Origin of the sequence: Pseudomonas sp. ICMP22404 (assembly GCF_006227205.1) — a bacterium.
GTDB lineage: Bacteria > Pseudomonadota > Gammaproteobacteria > Pseudomonadales > Pseudomonadaceae > Aquipseudomonas.
Window position 1 is genome coordinate 98,541 of the sequence record NZ_VCNG01000014.1, and the last position, 21,047, is coordinate 119,587.

The window sequence follows — 21,047 nt, forward strand, 5'->3', positions numbered from 1 at the left end:
CAAGGAATGAGGACTTTAACCAGTATGCAATCGGTCATGAATCCCAAACACCCTGGCCTGTCGGTGCGGGTCGTCGATGACGGCTTCGCTGCGTATATATGGGGCAGTGATTTCAGTTTCGAAGTCAGCGCCTATGGCACCGCGCAGATCGGTCGTCCCGTGAGTCAATGGCTGGTCACGCCCATTGCCCCCTATCAGAAGTGCTATGGCATCGACCCGGAAGAGTTCAGCAGCTTCCACGACGCGCCGGACAGCGAAATCTTCATGGCCTACCTGGACGACCAGCCGGTAGGGCATCTGGTGGTCAGTACCAACTGGAACGGCTTTGCCCACATCGACGAACTGGCGGTGCATGCCCCGGCCCGTCGTCATGGGGTGGCCAAGGCCTTGCTCGACGTGGCGCAATTCTGGAGTCGCAAGAAAAAACTGCCGGGGATCATGCTGGAAACCCAGAACAACAACCTGGGGGCTTGCCGGCTCTATGAGCGCTGCGGTTATGTGCTCGGCGGCATTGATCAGCTGCGCTATCGCGGGATCGACCGGCATACCGCCGAAGTGGCGTTGTTCTGGTACCGGTTGTTCGACGATCCGTTGGGCATGTCGGTCAATGGTTCAGCAACGCCTCGGCTTGTTCCGTAACCAGCTCCAGCAGCGCTTGAAGCGTGGGTGACGGGGGCGTACCGGTCAGGTGCAGGGCGTAGAGGCAGATGGGGATTGCGGGCGACACCGGGCATACGTCCAACCCGCCATCCTTGGCGCCCGAGGCGGTGAAGGGGTCGACGATGGCCAGGCCTTCGCCGGCCTCGACCATGGCCCGCATCATCTGGTGAGTCTGGACGCGGATCTGGATCACCGGCGCCGGGCGCAGCGCTCCGAGTTTGTTGTCGAATGCGGGGCTCAGTGGGTCCTGGCCATCGAGCCCCACCAACGACTGGCCCGCCAGATCCTGAAGCGAAATGTACTTTTGTCGTGGCTGCAGCCAGCCGTGAGGCGCGAGCAATTGCAGTTTGCCCTGGGCGATCATCTGGCAATGGATATCGGGATGCTCAGGGTCGTGCAGGCTCAGACCCAGGTCGCTGTCGCGCAGCAGCAGGCTGCGGACGATCTCACGGGTCGGCTGGCTCAGCAGCGTGCATGGCGCATCCGGGTAGCGGCGGCGCAGGGCAGCCATGCTGCGGGGCAATAATTGCTGGGCCAGTGGCGGGGTGCAGATGATCCGCAGGGGCGGCGCCTGGTAGTGTTTCAAACTGCTGGCCAAGCGCTGCACCGGCTCAAGGGCGTCATACACGCCGGTGATGCCGTCGCGCAGTTCAAGGGCTTCCCGAGTGGCCTGCAAGCGTCCGCGCACGCTGGCGAACAACATGAAGCCCAGTTGAGCTTCGGCATCGCGCAGGGTCGACTCGACTTCAGCGACCGGCAATTGCAGCCATTCAGCCGCCGTGCCCAGGTGGCCGGTCTGCAGCAGCGCCTGGATCACTTCGATGTGGCGTAGTCGCATGCAAGAAGTCCGTGTGCGGCGGGAGAGCCATTGAATGGCTGAATCCTAACCCAAGTCCGGGCATGACTTCTGCTTATGTCATAAAGCTATTTGCGTTTCGGGTTCGCGCACCAATTCAATGCCGGACTGTACCAGCAGGAACCTGTCCTCATCGAGCTTGCTGACCCGATCACCGATGGCCAGTTTGTAAGTGGTGACAGGCTCCTTGCCGTTTCCGTCCGGCGACGGGGTCGATTCCTGGAATTCATGCACCGAATAGACGCGACCTTCGGCGTCCCGCGCATGAAATTGTCCGACAAGTACTGCTGCCATTGCTTAGAACCTCTGGAAATAGATCACTCGATTTACGGTTCTGTAGACCTTGCCCATGCGCGGTAAGTTTTCCTACAAGAAAAAAATAGTCCAAGCGGCCGGTTTTCGACTTTCCGCTGGTCCAATAATCCGCCCGATCATCTATAAATAGAGTCCCCTTTGATCCCTAGCCGAGAACATCCAATGAGTAATGTCTATACAGTGGCCGTTTTAGTGGGAAGCCTGCGCAAGGCGTCGATCAATCGCAAGTTGGCACTGGCACTGGCGGACCTGGCGCCTGCCAACCTGAAGCTGGAGATCGTCGAGATAGGCGACCTGCCGCTCTACAACGAAGACATTGATGCCTCGCCCCCGGCTGCCTACAGCACCTTCCGCCAACGGGTAGGCGCAGCCGATGCCTTGCTGTTCGTCACCCCGGAGTACAACCGTTCCGTGCCGGCACCGTTGAAGAACGCCATCGACGTCGGTTCGCGTCCCTATGGCCAGAGCTGCCTGAGCGGCAAACCGGGTGCAGTGATCAGCGCATCGCCGGGCGCCATCGGCGGTTTTGGCGCCAATCACCATCTGCGCCAGTCTCTAGTGTTCCTCAATGTGCCGTGCATGCAGCAACCTGAAGGCTACCTGAGCAATGCCGGCACGGCGTTCGATGAGGCGGGTCATGTGTCGGAGTCGGTGAAGCCGTTCCTGCAGACATTCATCAATGCCTATGGTCAGTGGGTCGAGCAGCATAAAAAGGTCTGATGCCCCTGCGATAATCCCGATGGCGAGGGGGCAAGCTCTCTCGCCATGGGTTCATCGGTCACCCCAATCGCCGCTTTACTGAATATTCGGGCTTCCATATATTCGTCCTTCGCTTCCCCAGACTTTTTTCCGTCATGTCCAATCCCCACAATCCCGTCGAGGTCTTCAAGGCCCTGGCCGACGACACCCGAACCCGCATTGCGTTGCTGCTGGCCCGCGAGGGGGAGTTGTGTGTCTGTGAACTCACCGCCGCCCTGGACCTGAGCCAGCCGAAAATCTCCCGGCACCTGGCGCAGTTGCGTCATGCCGACCTGCTCAGTGACCGACGGCAAGGACAGTGGGTCTACTACCGTCTACATCCGCAATTGCCCGCCTGGATCCGCACGTTGCTGGAGCAGGCGCTGGCGGCCAATGCGGCCTGGCTGGCGGCGGATGTCGAGCGCCTGGCGGCGATGGCCGATCGTCCGGTGGCGCGTTGCTGCTGACGTTTCTTATCAATCCCTCCTTCCAAGGCTGTAGCGCATGCTTGTCGCGTCATTGATTTTTCTCCTGACCATTACCCTGGTGATCTGGCAGCCCAAAGGGCTCGGCGTTGGCTGGAGCGCGACGTTCGGCGCGCTGCTGGCGTTGTTGAGCGGGGTGGTGCAGATCAGCGACATCCCTCTGGTGTGGCATATCATCTGGAATGCCACCGGTACCTTCGTTGCGCTGATCATCATCAGCCTGTTGCTGGACGAAGCGGGTTTTTTCGCCTGGGCGGCGCTGCACGTGGCCCGGTGGGGGCGGGGCAGTGGGCGCAAGCTGTTCGCCTACATGGTGCTGCTCGGTGCGCTGGTGTCGGCGTTGTTCGCCAATGACGGCGCGGCGCTGATCCTCACGCCCATCGTGATTTCCATGCTGCTGGCCCTGCGCTTTTCCCCGGCGGCGACCCTGGCTTTCGTGATGGGGGCCGGTTTCATTGCCGACACCGCGAGCCTGCCGCTGGTGGTGTCGAACCTGGTGAATATCGTCTCGGCGGACTTCTTCGGCATCGGCTTCAACCGCTACGCGGCGGTGATGGTGCCGGTGAACCTGGTGGCCGTGGCGGCCAGCCTGGCGATCCTGATGTGGTTTTTCCGCCGCGATATCCCCCGTGACTACGACCCGCATCAACTGGACGATCCGGCGAGTGCCATCCACGACACCGCGACGTTCTATGCCGGCTGGGCCGTGTTGGTGATTCTGTTACTGGGGTGCTTTGCCCTGGAGCCCCTGGGCATTCCCATCAGTGCCATTTCGGCTGTCTGCGCCGCGTTGCTGCTGGCCGTAGCCGCTCGCGGTCACAAGATCTCCACCCGCAAAGCCATGAAGGAAGCGCCGTGGCAGATCGTGATCTTTTCCCTGGGCATGTACCTGGTGGTCTACGGCTTGCGCAATGCCGGACTGACCGACTCCCTGGCCCGCTGGCTCGACGTGTTCGCCGGTTACGGCGTGTGGGGCGCGGCCATGGGCACCGGGGTGTTGACGGCGTTGCTCTCGTCGGTCATGAACAACCTGCCGACGGTGCTGGTCGGTGCCTTGTCCATTGACGCCAGTCATGCCACTGGCGCGGTGAAGGAAGCGATGGTCTACGCCAATGTCATCGGCAGCGACCTGGGGCCGAAGATCACGCCGATCGGCAGCCTGGCAACGCTGCTATGGCTGCATGTGCTGGCGCGCAAGGATATCCGGATTGGCTGGGGCTACTACTTCAAGGTTGGCGTGGTGTTGACGGTGCCGGTGTTGCTGGTGACGTTGGCGGCGTTGGCGTTGCGTTTGTCCTTCTAGACCGTAGCGACGCTATCGCGAGCAGGCTCGCTCCCACAGGGGAGTATGACAAACACAAAACTTGTGTTCACTGAAGATCCATTGTGGGAGCGAGCCTGCTCGCGATGGGGGCCGCCCAGGCAGCACAAAACTCAACCATTGCCCGGCACATCCGGCCAAAGATCCGCCACCAGGAACACCCGCTCGGCCTCTTCCCACTCACCTTCGGCGTTTTCACTCAGGCGCACCATCAGTTGTGCGGGCGCCATTGGGTCCAGGGCCATTCGCCAAGCGTCCAGTTGAGCAATGCTCCAGGTCTGCTCCGCCGGATAGTGGGCCGGCGCCAGCCAGGCGGCGCGGGGCAGGGGTTGCCAGCGGCCCGGCGGGCGCTGGGCAATGAACGCCGGCCAGTCCCGTTGGCGCAGCCAACTGCCCCGCAGGTGCCTGGGATGCGCGCCGCTTGGCGGTTCGGCCTGTCCGGGCCAGGGATAGAGCAGGTAGCCCCCCAGCCAGAGCTCGGAGCGAAACAACTCGAGCCCCGACGGTTCAATGCCCAGTGCCCCCATGGCTTCCCGGCTTTCCGGGCGCGCCGAGATCGGCAGTTGGTGCTCCCGCAGATGAGTCAGTTTACGGTCGAGCCGGTCATGGCAGCCCGGGCCGAGCCACTGCGCGGTGTCCCGGCCATCGCCCTGTTGCGGTCCGAGGTACAGCTTGATCGCCAGTTCCAGGTGATGGATGCCGTCCTTATCGCGCAGCAGCAGGTCGAGTTCACCCAGGGTCTGGCCTTCGCGGCGGATCGGCAGGTTCGCGGCGATCAGCTCGATGCCCGGCGCATGCTGCACAGCAAATTGCCATAGCCGTTCGTAATAGAGGCCCAGGCGCTGGGTTCGTCCCTGGGACAACCAGTGCAGCAGCGGGTAGCTGTCGCGGTCCAGCTGCTGCAGCCAATGTTCCAGTCGGTGGGGGTGTTGCACCCAATCGCTGCCGGTCAGGGGATGACGTTGGGGCCAGGGCGTGTCGATGAGCATCGGCGGGGCGAGTATCACCCACGCAAGATCGCGCACCTCGGGATGGCGCAAGCGGCGGGGCAGGTCCAGCAATTCGGGAAACAGGATCATTTTGCGAGCATAGCCTGTAGAGAAGGCTTAAAGAATTTTGTCTATGGGCCGCTTTCGCCCATAATCGGGTTTTTCGCCCGCCGCAGACCCTCGCAGGAGCCCCATGGAGCAATTTCGCAATATCGGCATCATCGGTCGCCTGGGCAGTTCGCAGGTCCTGGACACCGTTCGCCGCCTCAAACGTTTTCTCCTGGAGCGACACCTGCATGTGATCCTCGAAGATACCATCGCCGAAGTGCTGCCGGGCCATGGCCTGCAGACGTCGTCGCGCAAGATGCTCGGCGAAGTCTGCGACATGGTGATCGTGGTTGGCGGTGACGGCAGCCTGCTGGGGGCCGCACGAGCCCTGGCGCGGCACAACATTCCGGTGCTGGGGATCAACCGCGGCAGCCTCGGTTTCCTCACCGATATCCGCCCCGATGAGCTGGAAACCAAAGTGGCCGAGGTGCTCGACGGCCATTACCTGGTGGAAAACCGCTTCCTGCTGCAAGCCGAGGTCCGCCGTCACGCCGAGGCCATCGGCCAGGGCGACGCCCTCAATGACGTGGTGCTGCACCCCGGCAAATCCACGCGCATGATCGAATTCGAGTTGTACATCGATGGCCAGTTCGTCTGCAGCCAGAAGGCTGACGGCCTGATCGTCGCCACGCCCACCGGTTCCACTGCCTACGCGCTGTCCGCCGGTGGCCCGATCATGCACCCCAAGCTCGACGCTATTGTGATTGTGCCCATGTACCCCCATACCTTGTCTGGGCGACCCATCGTGGTCGATGGCAACAGTGAGCTGAAAATCGTCGTGTCCAAGGATATGCAGATCTACCCGCAAGTGTCCTGCGATGGCCAGAACCATTTCACCTGCGCGCCGGGCGACACCATCACCGTCAGCAAGAAGGCGCAGAAGCTGCGTCTGATCCATCCGCTGGATCACAATTACTACGAAGTCTGCCGGACCAAGCTCGGCTGGGGCAGTCGATTGGGAGGTAGAGGCGACTGATGCTCGATCCTGCGCGCAGTTACGATCTGATCGGTGACGTGCACGGATGCGCCCTGACCCTGGAACACCTGCTGGACCGACTCGGTTACCACAAGCAGGGCGGGGTCTGGCGCCATCCGTCGCGCATGGCCGTGTTCCTGGGCGATATCATCGACCGTGGGCCGCGGATCCGCGAGGCGTTGCATATCGTCCGCGACATGGTCGTGGCCGGCCAGGCGTTGTGCATCATGGGCAACCACGAGTTCAACGCCCTGGGCTGGAGCACACCGGCACTGCCTGGCAGCGGCCAGCGGTATGTGCGTGAACACACGCCGCGCCATGCCCGCCTGCTCAACGAAACCCTGACCCAGTTCGAGCAGTACCCCGACGAATGGCACGATTTCCTCCAGTGGTTCTATGAACTGCCGCTGTTGATCGATGCCGGTCGCTTCCGGGTGGTGCACGCCTGCTGGGACGCCGGCCTGATCGAACCGTTGCGTGGTCTGTTCCCGGACGCCCGGATCGACGAACACTTTCTCCAGGCCTCGGCGCAGACAGGCAGTTTCGCCTGCACGGTGTTCGACCGCCTGCTGCGTGGCACCGACATGCGCCTGCCCCACGGCATGACCCTGACCGGGGGCGATGGCCTGACCCGTTCGTTCTTCCGCACCAAGTTCTGGGAGGACGATCCGAAAACCTACGGGGACATCGTGTTCCAACCCGATGCCTTGCCCGAGCCGGTGGCACGCAGGCCACTGTCCCCGGATGAAAAGAACAACCTGCTGCGCTACGGCGCCGATGAGCCACTGCTGTTTGTCGGTCATTACTGGCGCAGCGGCAAACCCGCGCCGATCCGCGCGAACCTGGCATGCCTGGACTACAGCGCCGTGCTCTACGGCAAGTTGGCCGCCTATCGCCTGGACCAGGAAACCCATCTGGACCCGCACAAGTTCGTCTGGGTCGATGTGGAACGTCCGGAGATGGTCAAATGAGCCTCGTTGCGGTGTTGCGCCTGCCTTTGACCGTGGACCTGAGCGGCTTCGTCAAGCTGTTGCAGCGCATGCAAGTGCCCCATCGCGTCAGCGAAGAAGCGGGCGAGCAGGTGCTTTGGGTGCCGGACGAGATCGGTGAAGATGTGCGCTCCCTGTACGCGCGCTTTCCGGTGGGCGATCCGGAGCAACTGTTGGAACTCCCGACCATGGGCACTGGCTCGCGGCGGCCCGGGATCGTCGAGCAACTGACCCGAAGCCCCGTCACCACCCTGGTGCTGTTGCTGAGCCTGATTGTCAGCGCCGTGACTTTGCTGGGGGACAATCTCCAGGCCCTGCGGTGGCTGACCTTCCTGGAGTTTCGTGTCGTCGGTGACTACATCCAGTTCTCGCCCCTGGCCGACAGCCTGGCGGCGGGGCAGTGGTGGCGCCTGGTGACACCGATGCTGATTCACTTCGGTTTCCTGCACATCGCCATGAATGGCATGTGGTACTGGGAGCTGGGGCGACGGATCGAAGCGCGCCAGGGCAGTATCAACCTGCTCGGGCTGACGCTGCTGTTCAGCTTCGTGTCCAATTTCGTCCAGTATTTGTTCAGCGGTGCGACGCTGTTCGGCGGTTTGTCCGGTGTGTTGTACGGCCTGCTGGGACACTGCTGGATCTATCAACTGCTGTCGCCGAACCCGACTTATCACTTGCCCCGTGGGGTCCTGGTGATGATGCTGGTGTGGCTGGCGCTGTGCCTGTCCGGGCTGGTCTCGATGATCGGTTTCGGAGAAATCGCCAACGGGGCCCACGTCGGCGGCCTGCTCGTCGGCTGCTTCACGGGCTTGTTGGGTGGGCTCTTCGCCCGCCGTAAAATGCCCCTGCAATGATACGAATGCCCCAATAGTCAGCTTTACCTTTTTTTATTATTGGCACTTAAACGAACGCGCGGAGACCCCATGTCCTCGTTCAACGAAATGATCCAGAACATCACCCCGGACATCTACAAAAGCCTGAAGCTGGCCGTGGAAATCGGTAAATGGGCCGATGGCAACAAGCTCACCGCCGAACAGCGCGAGTTGTCGTTGCAGGCAATGATCGCCTGGGAAATCCAGAACCTGCCCGAAGAAGAGCGCACCGGTTACATGGGCCCGCAGGAGTGCCAGTCGAAGTCGATCGAGGTGCCGAACATCCTGTTCAAGTCGGATGCCATCCATTGATCGAGATTGGCCGCGGTGCAATCAGCAAGATGTCGGCGCGCCTGGACGGGCCGACCGTTCAATATGCCTTTCGCCTGGGCGATGTCGAGGTGCCGGTCAACCCGTTGATCGGCAGCACGGTGCGCCTGGAGTTTCTTGGTGCGATCCACTGCAGCCACTGCGGGCGCCGGACCAAGACCAGTTTCAGCCAGGGTTATTGCTACCCCTGCATGACCAAGCTGGCGCAATGCGATGTGTGCATCATGAGCCCCGAGCGCTGCCATTTCGACGCGGGCACCTGCCGAGAGCCGGCGTGGGGCGAGCAGTTCTGCATGACCGATCATGTGGTGTACCTGGCCAACTCCTCGGGCGTGAAGGTCGGGATTACCCGCGCCACGCAACTGCCGACCCGCTGGCTGGACCAGGGCGCGAGCCAGGCGTTGCCGATCCTGCGGGTGGCCACGCGTCAGCAGTCGGGGTTCGTCGAAGACCTGTTCCGCAGCCAGGTGGCGGACAAGACCAACTGGCGCGCCTTGCTCAAGGGCGATGCGGTCGCGGTGGACCTGCCGCGGATCCGCGATTCGTTGTTTGAAAGTTGCGCCCAGGGACTGCAGGGCTTGCAGGAACGATTCGGCTTGCAGGCGATCCAGACCATAGCGGACGTCGAACCGCTGGAGATCCGTTACCCGGTGGAGCAATACCCGGCCAAGATCGTCAGCTTCAACCTGGACAAGGACCCGATTGCCGAAGGCACGCTGCTGGGGATCAAGGGCCAGTACCTGATTTTCGACACCGGCGTGATCAACATTCGTAAATACACGGCTTACCAGCTCGCCGTGCATCAGTAGAAGGATTCGACCCATGCGCACCGAACAACCGAAGATGATCTACCTGAAGGACTATCAGGCCCCCGAGTACCTGATCGATGAGACACACCTGACCTTCGAGTTGTTCGAGGACCACAGCCTGGTCCATGCGCAACTGGTGATGCGTCGCAACCCCGAGCGCGGTGCCGGGCTGCCGCCGCTGGTGCTCGACGGGCAGCATCTGGAACTGGTCTCCATCAAGCTCGACGACACCGACCTGGCGTCGGGCGATTACCAGTTGGACGACAGCCACCTGACCTTGCAGCCCAAGGCCCAGGCGTTCACGGTCGACACCACTGTGCGGATCCACCCGGAAACCAATACGGCCCTGGAGGGCCTGTACAAATCCGGCGGCATGTTCTGCACCCAGTGCGAGGCCGAAGGTTTCCGCAAGATCACCTACTACCTCGACCGCCCGGACGTCATGAGCAAGTTCACCACCACCGTGGTGGCCGAGCAGCACAGCTATCCGGTGCTGCTGTCCAACGGCAACCCGATTGCCAGTGGTCCCGGCGAGGACGGCCGGCATTGGGTGACCTGGGAAGACCCGTTCAAGAAGCCCGCCTACCTGTTCGCCCTGGTGGCCGGTGACCTGTGGTGCGTCGAAGACACCTTCACCACCATGACCGAACGCACCGTGGCGCTGCGCATCTATGTCGAGCCGGAAAACATCGACAAATGCCAGCACGCCATGACCAGCCTGAAGAAGTCCATGCGCTGGGACGAGGAGGTGTACGGCCGTGAATACGACCTGGACATCTTCATGATTGTCGCGGTCAACGACTTCAACATGGGCGCCATGGAGAACAAGGGCCTCAATATCTTCAACTCCAGCGCGGTGCTGGCCCGTGCCGAAACCGCTACCGATGCCGCGCACCAGCGGGTCGAGGCCATCGTCGCCCACGAGTATTTCCATAACTGGTCGGGCAACCGCGTGACCTGCCGCGACTGGTTCCAGCTGTCGCTCAAGGAAGGCTTCACGGTGTTCCGCGACGCCGGGTTCTCGGCCGACATGAATTCCGCCACCGTCAAGCGCATCCAGGACGTGGCCTACCTGCGTACCCATCAGTTCGCCGAAGATGCCGGCCCCATGGCCCATCCGGTGCGCCCGGACAGCTTCATCGAGATTTCCAACTTCTACACCCTGACCGTGTACGAAAAGGGCTCGGAAGTGGTCGGTATGATCCACACCCTGTTGGGCCCTGAAGGCTTCCGCAAGGGCAGCGATCTCTATTTCCAGCGCCACGACGGCCAGGCCGTGACCTGCGACGATTTCGTCAAGGCCATGGAAGATGCCAACGGCGTCGACCTGACCCAGTTCAAGCGCTGGTACAGCCAGGCCGGTACGCCACGACTGGCGGTCAGCGAGTCCTACGATGCCGCCGCCAAGACCTATAGCCTGACCTTCCGCCAGAGCTGCCCGCCGACCCCGGACAAGGCGGAAAAACTGCCGTTCGTGATTCCCGTCGAGCTGGGCCTGCTGGACAGCCAGGGCGCCGAGATCCCGTTGCGCCTGAGCGGCGAGGCAGCGGCAAACGGCACGTCCCGAGTGATCTCGGTGACCGAAGCCGAACAGACCTTCACCTTCGTCGACATCGCCGAAAAACCGCTGCCGTCCTTGTTGCGAGGCTTCTCGGCGCCGGTGAAGCTGAGCTTCCCGTATGACCGCGACCAATTGATGTTCCTGATGCAGCACGACAGCGACGGCTTCAACCGCTGGGATGCCGGCCAGCAATTGTCGGTGCAGGTGTTGCAGGAACTGATTGCCCAGCATCAGAAGGGCGAGAGCCTGGTGCTGGACCCGCGTCTGATAACTGCCTTGCGCACGGTGCTGTCGGACGAGTCCCTGGATCAGGCCATGGTCGCGGAAATGCTCTCGCTGCCAAGCGAAGCCTATCTGACGGAAATCAGCGAAGTGGCCGACGTCGAGGCGATCCATGCCGCCCGTGAGTTCGCTCGCCAGCAACTGGCCGACAACCTGTTCGAAGCCTTGTGGTTGCGCTACGAGGCCAACCGCGACCTGTCGAAGCGCACGCCTTATGTGGCCGAAGCCGAGCATTTTGCCCGCCGTGCCTTGCAGAACATCGCCTTGTCGTACCTGATGCTGACGGACAAGCCCGAGGTGCTGAGTGCCACCCTGGAGCAGTTCGACAGCGCCGACAACATGACCGAACGCCTCACGGCGCTGGCGGTGCTGGTCAATTCTCCGTTCGAAACCGAGAAGGCCCGGGCGCTGCAAGTGTTCGCGGAAAACTTCAAGGGCAACCCGCTGGTCATGGACCAATGGTTCAGCGTCCAGGCCGGCAGCCCGCTGCCGGGGGGCCTGGCGCGGGTCAAGGCGCTGATGGAGCACCCGGCGTTCAACATCAAGAACCCGAACAAGGTGCGGGCGCTGATCGGTGCGTTCGCCGGGCAGAACCTGATCAACTTCCACGCCGCCGACGGTTCGGGTTACCGCTTCCTGGCGGATCTGGTCATCCAGCTCAACGGCTTCAACCCGCAGATCGCCTCGCGACAACTGGCGCCGCTGACCCGCTGGCGCAAATACGACAGCGCCCGCCAGGCGTTGATGAAAGCCGAGCTGGAGCGCATCCTGGCGTCCGGCGCGCTGTCCAGTGATGTGTTCGAGGTGGTGAGCAAGAGCCTGGCTTGACTCATTGATCGTTCCCACGCAGGCGCACTGATCGTTCCCACGCTCCGCGTGGGAACGCATCTGGTGACGCTCTGCGTCACGCCTCAAAACGGACGCTGAGCGTCGATGGCTGCGTTCCCACGCAGAGCGTGGGAACGATCGATAACTGGAGCGCATCGCAGGCGCCCTGATCGTTCCCACGCTCCGCGTGGGAATGCATCTGGTGACGCTCTGCGTCATGCCTCAAAGCGGACGCGGAGCGTCCATGGCTGCATTCCCACGCAGAGCGTGGGAACGATCGATGCCGTGAAATGCAGCCATCACCCCACCGAATACCCCGCCATTCACCCCCTGCGCCAACCCCCCTGGTTAACAAAAGATAACGCGGCGTCGATTGTCAGGCCTTCCGAAAGCCCGATAGGATAGGTCAGCTTCCGAAGTGGCTCTAGATTGCAGGTTTGCGCCCCGATCGAGCTGCCTACGGCGCCCTGAAAGGCCGAATGGCCTAACAATAATAATGGGGGAAAAGGTCTATGAACGAGCCTGTCATGGCCGTGGGTCGCGCCCACCAGCCGGTGCTGCGCCGAGTCGCGTTGCTGGCCTCGGCGCTCTCGCTGCTGGGCTCTGTGGTGTTGTCGGCACCGGCGCTGGCCGTTGCAGCCACGACAACCGATGTCATCTATTCGGTCGAATCGGCCAAGGCCAGCAAGACCCTGATGCTCGACGTGGTTCACGCCGGCCAGCGGCTGGTGGCGGTCGGTGATCGTGGGCACATTGTCTATTCGGACGACCAGGGCGCTTCCTGGACCCAGGCCAAGGTGCCGACCCGCCAACTGCTCACCGCCGTGTTCTTCGTCGATGACAAGCATGGCTGGGCCGTGGGGCACGATGCGCAGATCCTCGCCAGCGAAGACGGCGGCAGCACCTGGACCCGGCAGTACGAAGACCTCACCCGTGAAGCGCCGCTGCTGGACGTCTGGTTCAAGGACGCCAGCCAGGGGTTCGCCGTGGGCGCCTACGGTGCGTTGCTCGAAACCACCGACGGTGGCAAGCACTGGGAAGACGCCAGCGACCGTCTCGACAACGAAGATCAGTTCCACCTCAACGCCATCGCCGCGGTCAAAGACGCCGGGCTGTTCATCGTCGGCGAGGCCGGCAGCATGTTCCGCTCCGCCGACTGGGGCCAGACCTGGGAGAAGCTCGAAGGCCCATACGAAGGTTCGCTTTTCGGTGTCATCGGCACCGCCCAGCCTTCGACGCTGCTGGCCTACGGTTTGCGCGGCAACCTCTATCGCTCCACCGATTTCGGTGGCTCCTGGGAGCAGATCGAACTCAAGGCCGCCCGGGGTGCCCTGGAGTTTGGCTTGTCAGGGGCGACCTTGTTGCCGGACGGCTCCATCGTGATCGTCGGCAACGGCGGCAGCGTGGTGCGCAGCACCGACGACGGCGTGACCTTCAGCGTCTTCAACCGCCCGGACCGGATTTCCGTGGCAGCCGTCACGGCGGCGGGCAATGGCAACCTGATCCTGGCTGGGCAGGGGGGCGTACGCACCACCACCGCCAGCGGCGCTGAACTGAACAAATGAGCCGCGGATATGAGTCGGGCACAATAACAAGAAGGCGGACCCCATGAGCAGTCATCACCAAGACAAGGCGACGTTCCTCGAGCGCCTGATTTTCAACAACCGCCCGGCAGTGATCGTCATTTGCCTGTTGGTCAGTATTTTCCTGTTCTGGCAGGCCACGCTGATCCGTCCGTCCACCAGCTTCGAAAAAATGATCCCCCTCGAGCATCCGTTCATCGAGAAGATGCTCGAACATCGCAACGACCTGGCGAACCTCGGCAACACCGTGCGGATTTCCGTGGAAGCCACCAACGGCGACATCTTCTCCAAGGACTACATGGAGACCCTGCGCCAGATCCATGACGAGGTCTTCTACATTTCCGGCGTCGACCGTTCCGGCCTCAAGTCGCTGTGGAGCCCGAGCGTGCGCTGGACCGAAGTGACGGAAGAGGGCTTCGCCGGCGGCGAGGTGATTCCCCAGAGCTACAACGGCTCGGCCGACAGCCTCGACCTGCTGCGCAACAACGTGCTTAAGTCCGGCCAGGTCGGACGCCTGGTGGCCAACGATTTCAAATCGAGCATCGTCGACATCCCGTTGCTGGAGTCCTACCCGGATCCCCAGGACCAGGGCAAGTTGCTGAAACTGGACTACCAGAAGTTCTCCCATGAGCTCGAAGACAAGATCCGCCACAAGTTCGAAGCCCAGAACCCCAACGTACAGATCCACATCGTCGGTTTCGCGAAGAAGGTCGGTGACCTGATCGATGGCCTGATCATGGTGGTGATGTTCTTCGGCGTGGCCTTCGTCATCACCCTGGTTCTGCTGTACTGGTTCACCCACTGCATGCGCAGCACCGTCGCGGTGTTGAGCACCACGCTGGTGGCGGTGGTCTGGCAGTTGGGGCTGATGCATGCGGCCGGGTTCGGGCTGGATCCGTATTCGATGCTGGTGCCGTTCCTGATCTTCGCCATCGGGATTTCCCACGGGGTGCAGAAAATCAACGGCATCGCCTTGCAGTCCAGCGAGGCGGACAACGCCCTGACCGCGGCGCGGCGCACCTTCCGGCAACTGTTCCTGCCGGGGATGATCGCGATCCTGGCGGATGCGGTGGGTTTCATTACCTTGCTGATCATCGACATCGGCGTGATCCGTGAGCTGGCCATCGGGGCGTCCATCGGCGTGGCGGTGATCGTGTTCACCAACCTGATCCTGCTGCCGGTGGCCATCTCCTACGTCGGCATCAGCAAACGCGCCGTCGAGCGCAGCAAGAAAGACGCGACCCGCGAGCATCCGTTCTGGCGGTCGCTGTCGAACTTCGCCAGTCCCAAGGTCGCGCCGGTGTCCATTGCCCTGGCGGTGCTCGCCTTCGGTGGGGGCCTGTGGTACAGCCAGAACCTGAAGATCGGCGACCTCGACCAGGGTGCGCCGGAACTGCGTCCCGACTCGCGCTACAACCAGGACAACAACTTCATCATCAGCAACTACTCCACCAGTTCCGACGTGCTGGTGGTGATGGTCAAGACCAAGGCCGAAGGCTGCTCGCGCTATGAAGCCATGGCACCGATCGATGACTTGATGTGGAAGATGCAGAACACCGAGGGCGTGCAATCGGCGATTTCCCTGGTGACCGTGTCCAAGCAGATGATCAAGGGCATGAACGAGGGCAACCTGAAATGGGAAACCCTGTCGCGCAACCCTGACGTGCTGAACAACTCCATTGCCCGGGCCGATGGCCTGTACAACAACAGCTGCTCCCTGGCACCGGTGCTGGTGTTCCTCAACGACCACAAGGCCGAGACCCTGGACCGCGCGGTGAAGGCGGTGCAGGCCTTCGCCAAGGAAAACAACCGCGATGGCCTGGAGTTCATCCTCGCCGCCGGTAACGCCGGCATCGAAGCGGCCACCAACGAAGTGATCAAGGAATCGGAACTGACCATCCTGATCCTGGTGTACATCTGCGTGGCGACCATGTGCATGATCACCTTCCGCTCCTGGGCGGCGACCCTGTGCATCGTGCTGCCGCTGGTGCTGACCTCGGTGCTGGGTAACGCCCTGATGGCCTTCATGGGCATTGGCGTGAAAGTCGCGACCCTGCCGGTGGTGGCGTTGGGCGTGGGGATTGGCGTGGACTACGGCATCTACATCTACAGCCGCCTGGAAAGCTTCCTGCGGGCTGGATTGCCGTTGCAGGAAGCTTATTACCAGACGCTGAAGTCCACGGGTAAAGCCGTTCTGTTCACCGGCTTGTGCCTGGCGATCGGGGTGTGCACCTGGATCTTCTCGGCCATCAAGTTCCAGGCGGACATGGGGTTGATGCTGACGTTCATGCTGCTGTGGAACATGTTCGGCGCGTTGTGGCTGTTGCCGGCGTTGGCGCGGTTCCTGATCAAGCCGGAGAAGCTGGCGGGGCAGCGGGGAAATTCGTTGTTTGCCCACTGACTGATACCTGTGGGAGCAAAGCTTGCTCGCGATTGCGAGAAGCCAGTCAGCAACAATGTTGATTGGTCTGTCGCTATCGCGAGCAAGCTTTGCTCCTACAGAGCGGGGCGGTGCGACGTTTCGCTAAATGCCCTCGCCACAAAAGCGGACGCTATCCCTCCAGCAATCAAGGCGCCAACGGCAGGAACCTGCTCTGCGCCAGCGACTTGCTGATCTGCCCCCGGTGTACGTTCACCACCGCGTAAGGGCTGGTGGCCTTGGCCAGCAGTGAGTGGTAGTGCTCCTTGCGTTGTTCCTTGGTCTTGAGGTGCGCGACGCTGAAGTTTTCTTTCGGCGTGTCGGCCGCTTCGTAATGAAAGTGCGCATACCAGATCGGAAAACCGTCACGGTCGTTGATGGCGTATTCCTGGAGGAAATCCTTGCGGGCGCCTTGCAGGGCCGTGCGATCGCCGAGCCGGGCCACCTGGATCAGGTTTTTCTCGAACAGGAACCGCAGGTTGCCGTCGGTGGGTGGCAGTTTCAGGCTCAGTTCGATACGCAGGTCACTGCCCTTGGCGGTCAGGTTGGCGGCGGCGTCTGACAACAGCTGGCCCAGGGCCTCGTTTGCCGGGGTGCGAGAGGTTGGCGATGCGGTGAGGGCCCGATCGAGTTCTTCGGAAAGTGTGCGGAAGTGACTCGCTTCATTGTTCAGGATTTCCTCGATTTCCTGAGGATGGCGGCAGTGGGTCTTGTAGCTTTCAGCGCGGCTCATGCGCTTGTCCAGCTCGTCGAGCAGTGCTCGCCCATGGGCCCGGATCGCCTTGATCGATCGCGTCTGGGGCGCCGGGGTCGGACGCCGTACGTCGACCACATCCCAGACATCCTCGTGGCGCGAATAGGTGGCGAGTACTTGGTTGTTGGCTTCGGAGCGCATTTCGACGACTTCGATGGGCAGGCTCGTGCCGGCGGGTTTCAGGTCGCCGATCAAGACGCCATTGTGGCGGGTTCTGATCAACTTTTTCTGTGGCAGCCCGGCGCCGATCCTGGGGCGTTTCGGCGTACGCTTGCGCGGTTTTGGCTCGGGTTTGATTTCGGCGGCGAGTTTGCTGGAGACCTCCTGGTAAAGGCCCTCGACCAGTTTGACCAGCCTGTCGAAATAGGACTCGTTGATGTCGTCCAGGTAAAGGGCCTTTGTCCCCTTCAACGTATCCAGGGTCTTGCCGTAATGCTCGGTCAGGCTTTCCAGCACTTCGAGTTTTTCCGCCGGGGAGACTTCGTATGTTTGCAGGTCCCAATGGGAGCGCATGTGCTCCATCAATGGCATGAGAATGCGAAGCAGGCGGTTGGGCAGGGCGGATTGCCGGTTTTTCACCGACAGTACGGGGAGCGTGGAGAGCTGCATGGTTTTGCTACCGATGGCGTTCTTCTCATCCAGGGGCCGGTTGCTGGTCAGTCGTTCAAATGCCCGTGCGCCCGACGCATCAAGGTTCGATAGTTGCTCAAGGTAATTGTCCTTGAGTTCCAACCAGTAGATCGCTCGGTCGTTGATGTCACTCTTGGCATCGAGGTACTTCATGTAGGCTTCGTAGTCGCGGTCGACGATTTCCCTGATGTCGGCATGCTCTCCAAACTGGGGATGTACTCGCTGGATGGCCACGCGCTCCTTTTCGGTGATCAGGAACGCCTTGCGGGCATTGTTGATCACGTTTTCCATCAGGCTGTGCATGTAGCCGGACGGAAAGCCGATGCCCAGGATGGCGCGTTCGGATGCGCTGTCCGCCAGCTTCAGGTAGATATCGGTCTGCTCCTGGAGCAGGTCATAGAACAGCTTGCGTTTCGCCGCCCGCTGGGTTTCGGTGTAGTTGCTGCCTTCTTCGGTCCGGGTCATGACTTGCTGGGCCACGTCCAGGGCTTTTTGTCGATCGACTTCTTGTGCCACCACCTGGTCGAGTTCATCAGTCAACTGCTGGGCTCGCTGCAGGTTGATGCGACGCTGTGCTTCCACCCGCTTGGGCGGTGAACCACCGAGCAGGCGCAGGCGCAGATCCAGGTGCCAGAGTCCGTTTGTATCGACTCGCAGCGGCGGACCGTTCTTGTCGGGGGCCAATGGATCGAGCGGGTCAACGATGGTTGCGCTGCCACCCGCTTCAGGCGTGATCCGATACAGGGCACCTTCAACCTTGGCATGCCATTTATTGTCGATCACGTACAGCCCCTTGAAGGGGCCGTTCTCAATCGGTGCGAGGGGGGAAGAGGGGGGCGATACCTGTAAGCGTTGCAGCCTGGCCTGGAGTGCCGGCGTCAGGCGACCACTGGCCCTGGCGAAATTGAAGTCCAGGCGCTTGCCGATGTCGGTGTTGGCGTCAGGTAAGGTAACGGTTCCCTCCACAAGGGTGGGCGCCTCCGGTGCCGGCCATTGCTCGGCGATGGCGCGGGGCGCGACAGGGCGCATGGCTTGTTCCTTTATCGATTCGGGTACGACCGCACGAGTCGCAGGCCCATGACCGGCGGGCAACTGGCTCACCAGCAGGGCCAGGTTGACGAGCAGATCGACGGCAGCCAGCTCCCGGGCCACCGGGTCTTCACTGGTCAGCGCCGGAATGTCTTGTTGGGCGCTGGCCATCAGGTTCCAGAGCCAGACGGTGGTCATGGCCGGGCCGCGTAGCAAAGGAAACAGCAAGGTGTTGAACAACAGGCCGCCACCTTCGAGCAACACCGCCCAGCGGCTCTCGCTGTTGGACACCGAATCCCGGTCGGCCTGGGTGACCAGCGCCTGGGCGTTGCAGCCGTAGAGGTACTGCATCAGCTCGCCCTCCTGCAGCGATTGCAACAGCTCGCCTCGGGTATCGTCGACGGCGAGGGTGGCTGGGGCGGGTTTGTCGGGAACACTGAATTCGTCACCGGTGAAGAACCGCACGATGTGAGGTTCCAGGAACCCGCCGTTGGCGTAGATCGGGCGTGCGGCGTCAGGCAACCAGGTCAGGATGCTGTCCTGCAGGCTCCCGGTGGCGGCGATGGCCTGCAACAGCGCTTCGCGTGTGGGAAATTCTTGCAGCGAGGGTGCGTGGAGCGGCCGATACAACAGGTGCGGGCCGGTGGCGATGTCCTGCGCTTCGATGATGAACATGTTGGTCACGATATCGGGCTGGGCCTGGGGCTTGCGCAGCAAACCCAGGTGGCGAATCACCACCGGGCGACCCTCGACCTGCTGGCTCGCTGCGTCGGGTTGCAGGACGGCTTCCAGCAGGCGCAAGCCTTGGAGGGTCACGCCATTTTCGCGGTTCAGCTGCTGCTTCAGCGCCTCAAGCATCAGTTGCGCCGGGATCTGTTCGGCGAAGATCCGTTGCCGGTTCTGCGCCTGGGGCGAATCGCCGAGTAAATGTTGTTGCAGATAGCGAGGATAGGTCGCGCCAATGTCGACCTGTTCGATCAACCCGGTTATGAAGCCCGGCGTCAGCCAGGCCGGCAGTGTCTGGCCCTGGCGATGGCTGAGGGTGAAGGTGCCGCTGGGGCGGGCGACCAGATTGTGGATGGCCAGCTCGGTCAGGCTCATCTGCCGCTTCTCGGTGACGCCGATGGTCCCGGGATAGCCCGCCGAAACGCTGAACGTCAGCACCACATCGTCGGGCTGGTAGCGGCTCGATGGCCGCGTGTCCGAGCTGTTGTCGTTGGTCTGCCGCAGGCGGCCGAGCAAGGCGTCGACGGTGAAGGCCTTGATGTCGTCGATGCCACCGAGAAAGGTCTGGCCCTGATGGCGTTTTTTTGCGCTGGCCAGGACCAGGCTGTAGTGCTGGAAGGTCGTCTGGTCGACGATGGAGGCGTTTTTCAGCCATTCGGGCAACAGCGACCCAAGGCGTGCCGAAGTGTCAGGCGATGGCCGGGGAGCCTCCAGCAGCGAGCGCGCCGGGTCGCTCAAGTCGGCGTAGAGGCGCTTCAGGTCTTGCAGGTCGACTCGGGCAGGCAGTTGCACAGCCTTGAGGTCGGCCAATTGCTGCTCCAGCAACATCGCCGCCTGGCGCTCGAAGACGTTGCCGCCGATTTCGTAGCGTTGGCAAGTGATGGTGTCGACGGTGTACTGGCGGGCAATCCATTCGCCCCAATGCTGATTGAAGGCCTCCAGGGAAGCAAAAGACTTGACGGCGCTGCCGGGGCTGCACAGCAGGAATTCGGTGGTGCCGTTCTTGATGCGGACCAGGAGGATATCGCCGCCGACCAGCACGGTGCGAGTGCTGTCCTGGGTGAGCCAGGTTTCCAGGGTGTAGGCGTACACCGGTGCCTGTCGGTTGCGACAAAAACGCAGCGCCCGGTCTGGCCAACGGACGATCTGGTCCAGGGCTTCCCGTGCCGTATCCGTGAGCCCGGGTTGTTGCAGCCCACGGATGCTCAGTGTGTTCCTGAGTACGTCGCTGAGCCAGCACCAGCGGCTGGTTCGGCCACTTGTCGTGGTCTGGTCACCGCTGTCGATGTCCTCGTTCCAGTAACGGACCAGCGCATCCTCCAACCCGATCGGCAGGGTCCAGGCCAGTTCAAGTATGGATTTCTTGACGAGCTGCATGTCCAGTCCCCGAGCGCCTGACCAAAGGCGGCGTGGCGGACTATCGGAGAGAAAACAGTCAAGCGCGCCCTGTGGGGCGAAGTCCGGGGGCGTGCCGGTGGCCAGGTAATCGACGACCGCGGACATCAAGGGCTGGAAGTGCCAACCGCGCGTGACCGGGTCTGGCATCGCCAATTGGGTCTTGGAGAGGTCGATTTTCAGCCAGGGGTCTCTTTGCTTGATCGCTTGTTCGAGCATGCCTCGGGCGACCTGTTCGAAGGTCGGGCGACTGGCGAAGTGCAGGCTGACGTTTTGGGCCAGCGCGGGGATCGCGTCAGCGGTGGAGGGGGTGGTCATGAGAAGTCCTTTTCACAAAACATGGCCGTCGGGATGACGGCGTGAAAAGTATCGACTGCTCAGTCCGGTGCGGG

General features: G+C 62.1%; 16 protein-coding genes. 12 read left to right on the top strand and 4 right to left on the bottom strand.

Going from position 1 to position 21,047, the window contains the following annotated elements:
- Positions 1 to 24: 24 nt before the first annotated feature.
- The gene (locus tag FGE05_RS22600; RefSeq protein ID WP_139648419.1) at positions 25 to 639 is read left to right on the top strand and encodes a GNAT family N-acetyltransferase; all 615 of its coding nucleotides are present in this window, start codon (positions 25 to 27) and stop codon (positions 637 to 639) included.
- Here FGE05_RS22600 and FGE05_RS22605 read toward each other — a convergent pair.
- Both FGE05_RS22605 and FGE05_RS22610 read right to left on the bottom strand, forming a co-directional pair.
- On the bottom strand, positions 605 to 1,498 hold the full coding sequence (locus tag FGE05_RS22605; protein ID WP_139648421.1) for a LysR family transcriptional regulator: 894 nt from the start codon (positions 1,496 to 1,498) through the stop codon (positions 605 to 607). The two genes, FGE05_RS22600 and FGE05_RS22605, sit on opposite strands and share 35 nt — an antisense overlap.
- Before the next feature lie 78 nt (positions 1,499 to 1,576).
- Positions 1,577 to 1,810, bottom strand: coding sequence for a hypothetical protein (locus FGE05_RS22610; protein WP_024776992.1), 234 nt, complete (start codon positions 1,808 to 1,810; stop codon positions 1,577 to 1,579).
- Between the two features lie 183 nt (positions 1,811 to 1,993).
- Here FGE05_RS22610 and FGE05_RS22615 point away from each other — a divergent pair, with 183 nt between their 5' ends.
- The 3 genes from FGE05_RS22615 (at position 1,994) to FGE05_RS22625 (ending at position 4,357) form a co-directional block, all read left to right on the top strand.
- Positions 1,994 to 2,551 (top strand): NADPH-dependent FMN reductase, encoded by a 558-nt coding sequence (locus FGE05_RS22615; RefSeq protein WP_139648423.1) that lies wholly within the window; start codon positions 1,994 to 1,996, stop codon positions 2,549 to 2,551.
- Positions 2,552 to 2,685: 134 nt separating this feature from the next.
- Entirely contained in the window at positions 2,686 to 3,036 is a 351-nt protein-coding gene (locus FGE05_RS22620; protein WP_139648425.1) for a metalloregulator ArsR/SmtB family transcription factor, read from the top strand.
- Between the two features lie 37 nt (positions 3,037 to 3,073).
- Positions 3,074 to 4,357 carry an arsenic transporter gene (locus tag FGE05_RS22625; protein ID WP_139648427.1) on the top strand — a complete coding sequence of 428 codons (1,284 nt, stop codon included), beginning with the start codon at positions 3,074 to 3,076 and terminating at the stop codon, positions 4,355 to 4,357.
- A 131-nt stretch (positions 4,358 to 4,488) separates the two neighbouring features.
- Here the strand turns inward: FGE05_RS22625 and FGE05_RS22630 are convergent, their stop codons facing one another.
- The gene (locus FGE05_RS22630) at positions 4,489 to 5,454 is read right to left on the bottom strand and encodes a DUF1853 family protein (RefSeq protein WP_139648429.1); all 966 of its coding nucleotides are present in this window, start codon (positions 5,452 to 5,454) and stop codon (positions 4,489 to 4,491) included.
- 103 nt (positions 5,455 to 5,557) lie between these two features.
- On the opposite strand from FGE05_RS22630, the gene FGE05_RS22635 reads away from it, so the two are divergent.
- The 8 genes from FGE05_RS22635 to FGE05_RS22670 all read left to right on the top strand — a co-directional run bounded on the left by FGE05_RS22635 (position 5,558) and on the right by FGE05_RS22670 (position 16,103).
- Entirely contained in the window at positions 5,558 to 6,448 is an 891-nt protein-coding gene (locus FGE05_RS22635; RefSeq protein ID WP_024776985.1) for an NAD(+) kinase, read from the top strand.
- A complete protein-coding gene (locus tag FGE05_RS22640) occupies positions 6,445 to 7,419 on the top strand; it encodes a metallophosphoesterase (protein ID WP_373682516.1) in 975 nt (324 codons plus the stop codon). The genes FGE05_RS22635 and FGE05_RS22640 overlap by 4 nt, the downstream gene beginning before the upstream one ends.
- Positions 7,416 to 8,291, top strand: coding sequence for a rhomboid family intramembrane serine protease (locus FGE05_RS22645; protein ID WP_139648433.1), 876 nt, complete (start codon positions 7,416 to 7,418; stop codon positions 8,289 to 8,291). Before FGE05_RS22640 ends, FGE05_RS22645 begins: the two co-directional genes overlap by 4 nt.
- A 69-nt stretch (positions 8,292 to 8,360) precedes the next feature.
- Positions 8,361 to 8,621: a YeaC family protein gene (locus FGE05_RS22650; protein WP_041024166.1), complete on the top strand. Its 261-nt coding sequence runs from the start codon at positions 8,361 to 8,363 to the stop codon at positions 8,619 to 8,621.
- Positions 8,618 to 9,448, top strand: a complete 831-nt coding sequence (locus FGE05_RS22655) for a DUF2797 domain-containing protein (RefSeq protein ID WP_024776981.1) — start codon at positions 8,618 to 8,620, stop codon at positions 9,446 to 9,448. The genes FGE05_RS22650 and FGE05_RS22655 overlap by 4 nt, the downstream gene beginning before the upstream one ends.
- 13 nt (positions 9,449 to 9,461) lie before the next feature.
- A complete protein-coding gene (gene pepN, locus FGE05_RS22660; protein ID WP_139648435.1) occupies positions 9,462 to 12,119 on the top strand; it encodes an aminopeptidase N in 2,658 nt (885 codons plus the stop codon).
- Positions 12,120 to 12,631: 512 nt separating this feature from the next.
- Positions 12,632 to 13,684, top strand: coding sequence for a YCF48-related protein (locus FGE05_RS22665; RefSeq protein WP_139648437.1), 1,053 nt, complete (start codon positions 12,632 to 12,634; stop codon positions 13,682 to 13,684).
- 43 nt (positions 13,685 to 13,727) lie between these two features.
- Positions 13,728 to 16,103 (top strand): RND family transporter, encoded by a 2,376-nt coding sequence (locus FGE05_RS22670; protein WP_139648439.1) that lies wholly within the window; start codon positions 13,728 to 13,730, stop codon positions 16,101 to 16,103.
- A gap of 166 nt (positions 16,104 to 16,269) precedes the next feature.
- Here the strand turns inward: FGE05_RS22670 and FGE05_RS22675 are convergent, their stop codons facing one another.
- Entirely contained in the window at positions 16,270 to 20,973 is a 4,704-nt protein-coding gene (locus FGE05_RS22675) for a dermonecrotic toxin domain-containing protein (RefSeq protein ID WP_139648440.1), read from the bottom strand.
- Positions 20,974 to 21,047 lie beyond the last annotated feature (74 nt).

What these genes read in the sequence shown, in the direction of transcription:
- FGE05_RS22600 (WP_139648419.1), top strand. Translation starts at nt 25, where the DNA reads ATGCAATCGGTCATGAATCCCAAACACCCTGGCCTGTCGGTGCGGGTC.
- FGE05_RS22650 (WP_041024166.1), top strand. Translation starts at nt 8,361, where the DNA reads ATGTCCTCGTTCAACGAAATGATCCAGAACATCACCCCGGACATCTAC.
- FGE05_RS22670 (WP_139648439.1), top strand. Translation starts at nt 13,728, where the DNA reads ATGAGCAGTCATCACCAAGACAAGGCGACGTTCCTCGAGCGCCTGATT.
- pepN (WP_139648435.1), top strand. Translation starts at nt 9,462, where the DNA reads ATGCGCACCGAACAACCGAAGATGATCTACCTGAAGGACTATCAGGCC.
- FGE05_RS22675 (WP_139648440.1), bottom strand. Translation starts at nt 20,973, where the DNA reads ATGACCACCCCCTCCACCGCTGACGCGATCCCCGCGCTGGCCCAAAAC.
- FGE05_RS22630 (WP_139648429.1), bottom strand. Translation starts at nt 5,454, where the DNA reads ATGATCCTGTTTCCCGAATTGCTGGACCTGCCCCGCCGCTTGCGCCAT.
- FGE05_RS22620 (WP_139648425.1), top strand. Translation starts at nt 2,686, where the DNA reads ATGTCCAATCCCCACAATCCCGTCGAGGTCTTCAAGGCCCTGGCCGAC.
- FGE05_RS22605 (WP_139648421.1), bottom strand. Translation starts at nt 1,498, where the DNA reads ATGCGACTACGCCACATCGAAGTGATCCAGGCGCTGCTGCAGACCGGC.
- FGE05_RS22625 (WP_139648427.1), top strand. Translation starts at nt 3,074, where the DNA reads ATGCTTGTCGCGTCATTGATTTTTCTCCTGACCATTACCCTGGTGATC.
- FGE05_RS22635 (WP_024776985.1), top strand. Translation starts at nt 5,558, where the DNA reads ATGGAGCAATTTCGCAATATCGGCATCATCGGTCGCCTGGGCAGTTCG.
- FGE05_RS22615 (WP_139648423.1), top strand. Translation starts at nt 1,994, where the DNA reads ATGAGTAATGTCTATACAGTGGCCGTTTTAGTGGGAAGCCTGCGCAAG.
- FGE05_RS22645 (WP_139648433.1), top strand. Translation starts at nt 7,416, where the DNA reads ATGAGCCTCGTTGCGGTGTTGCGCCTGCCTTTGACCGTGGACCTGAGC.
- FGE05_RS22610 (WP_024776992.1), bottom strand. Translation starts at nt 1,810, where the DNA reads ATGGCAGCAGTACTTGTCGGACAATTTCATGCGCGGGACGCCGAAGGT.
- FGE05_RS22665 (WP_139648437.1), top strand. Translation starts at nt 12,632, where the DNA reads ATGAACGAGCCTGTCATGGCCGTGGGTCGCGCCCACCAGCCGGTGCTG.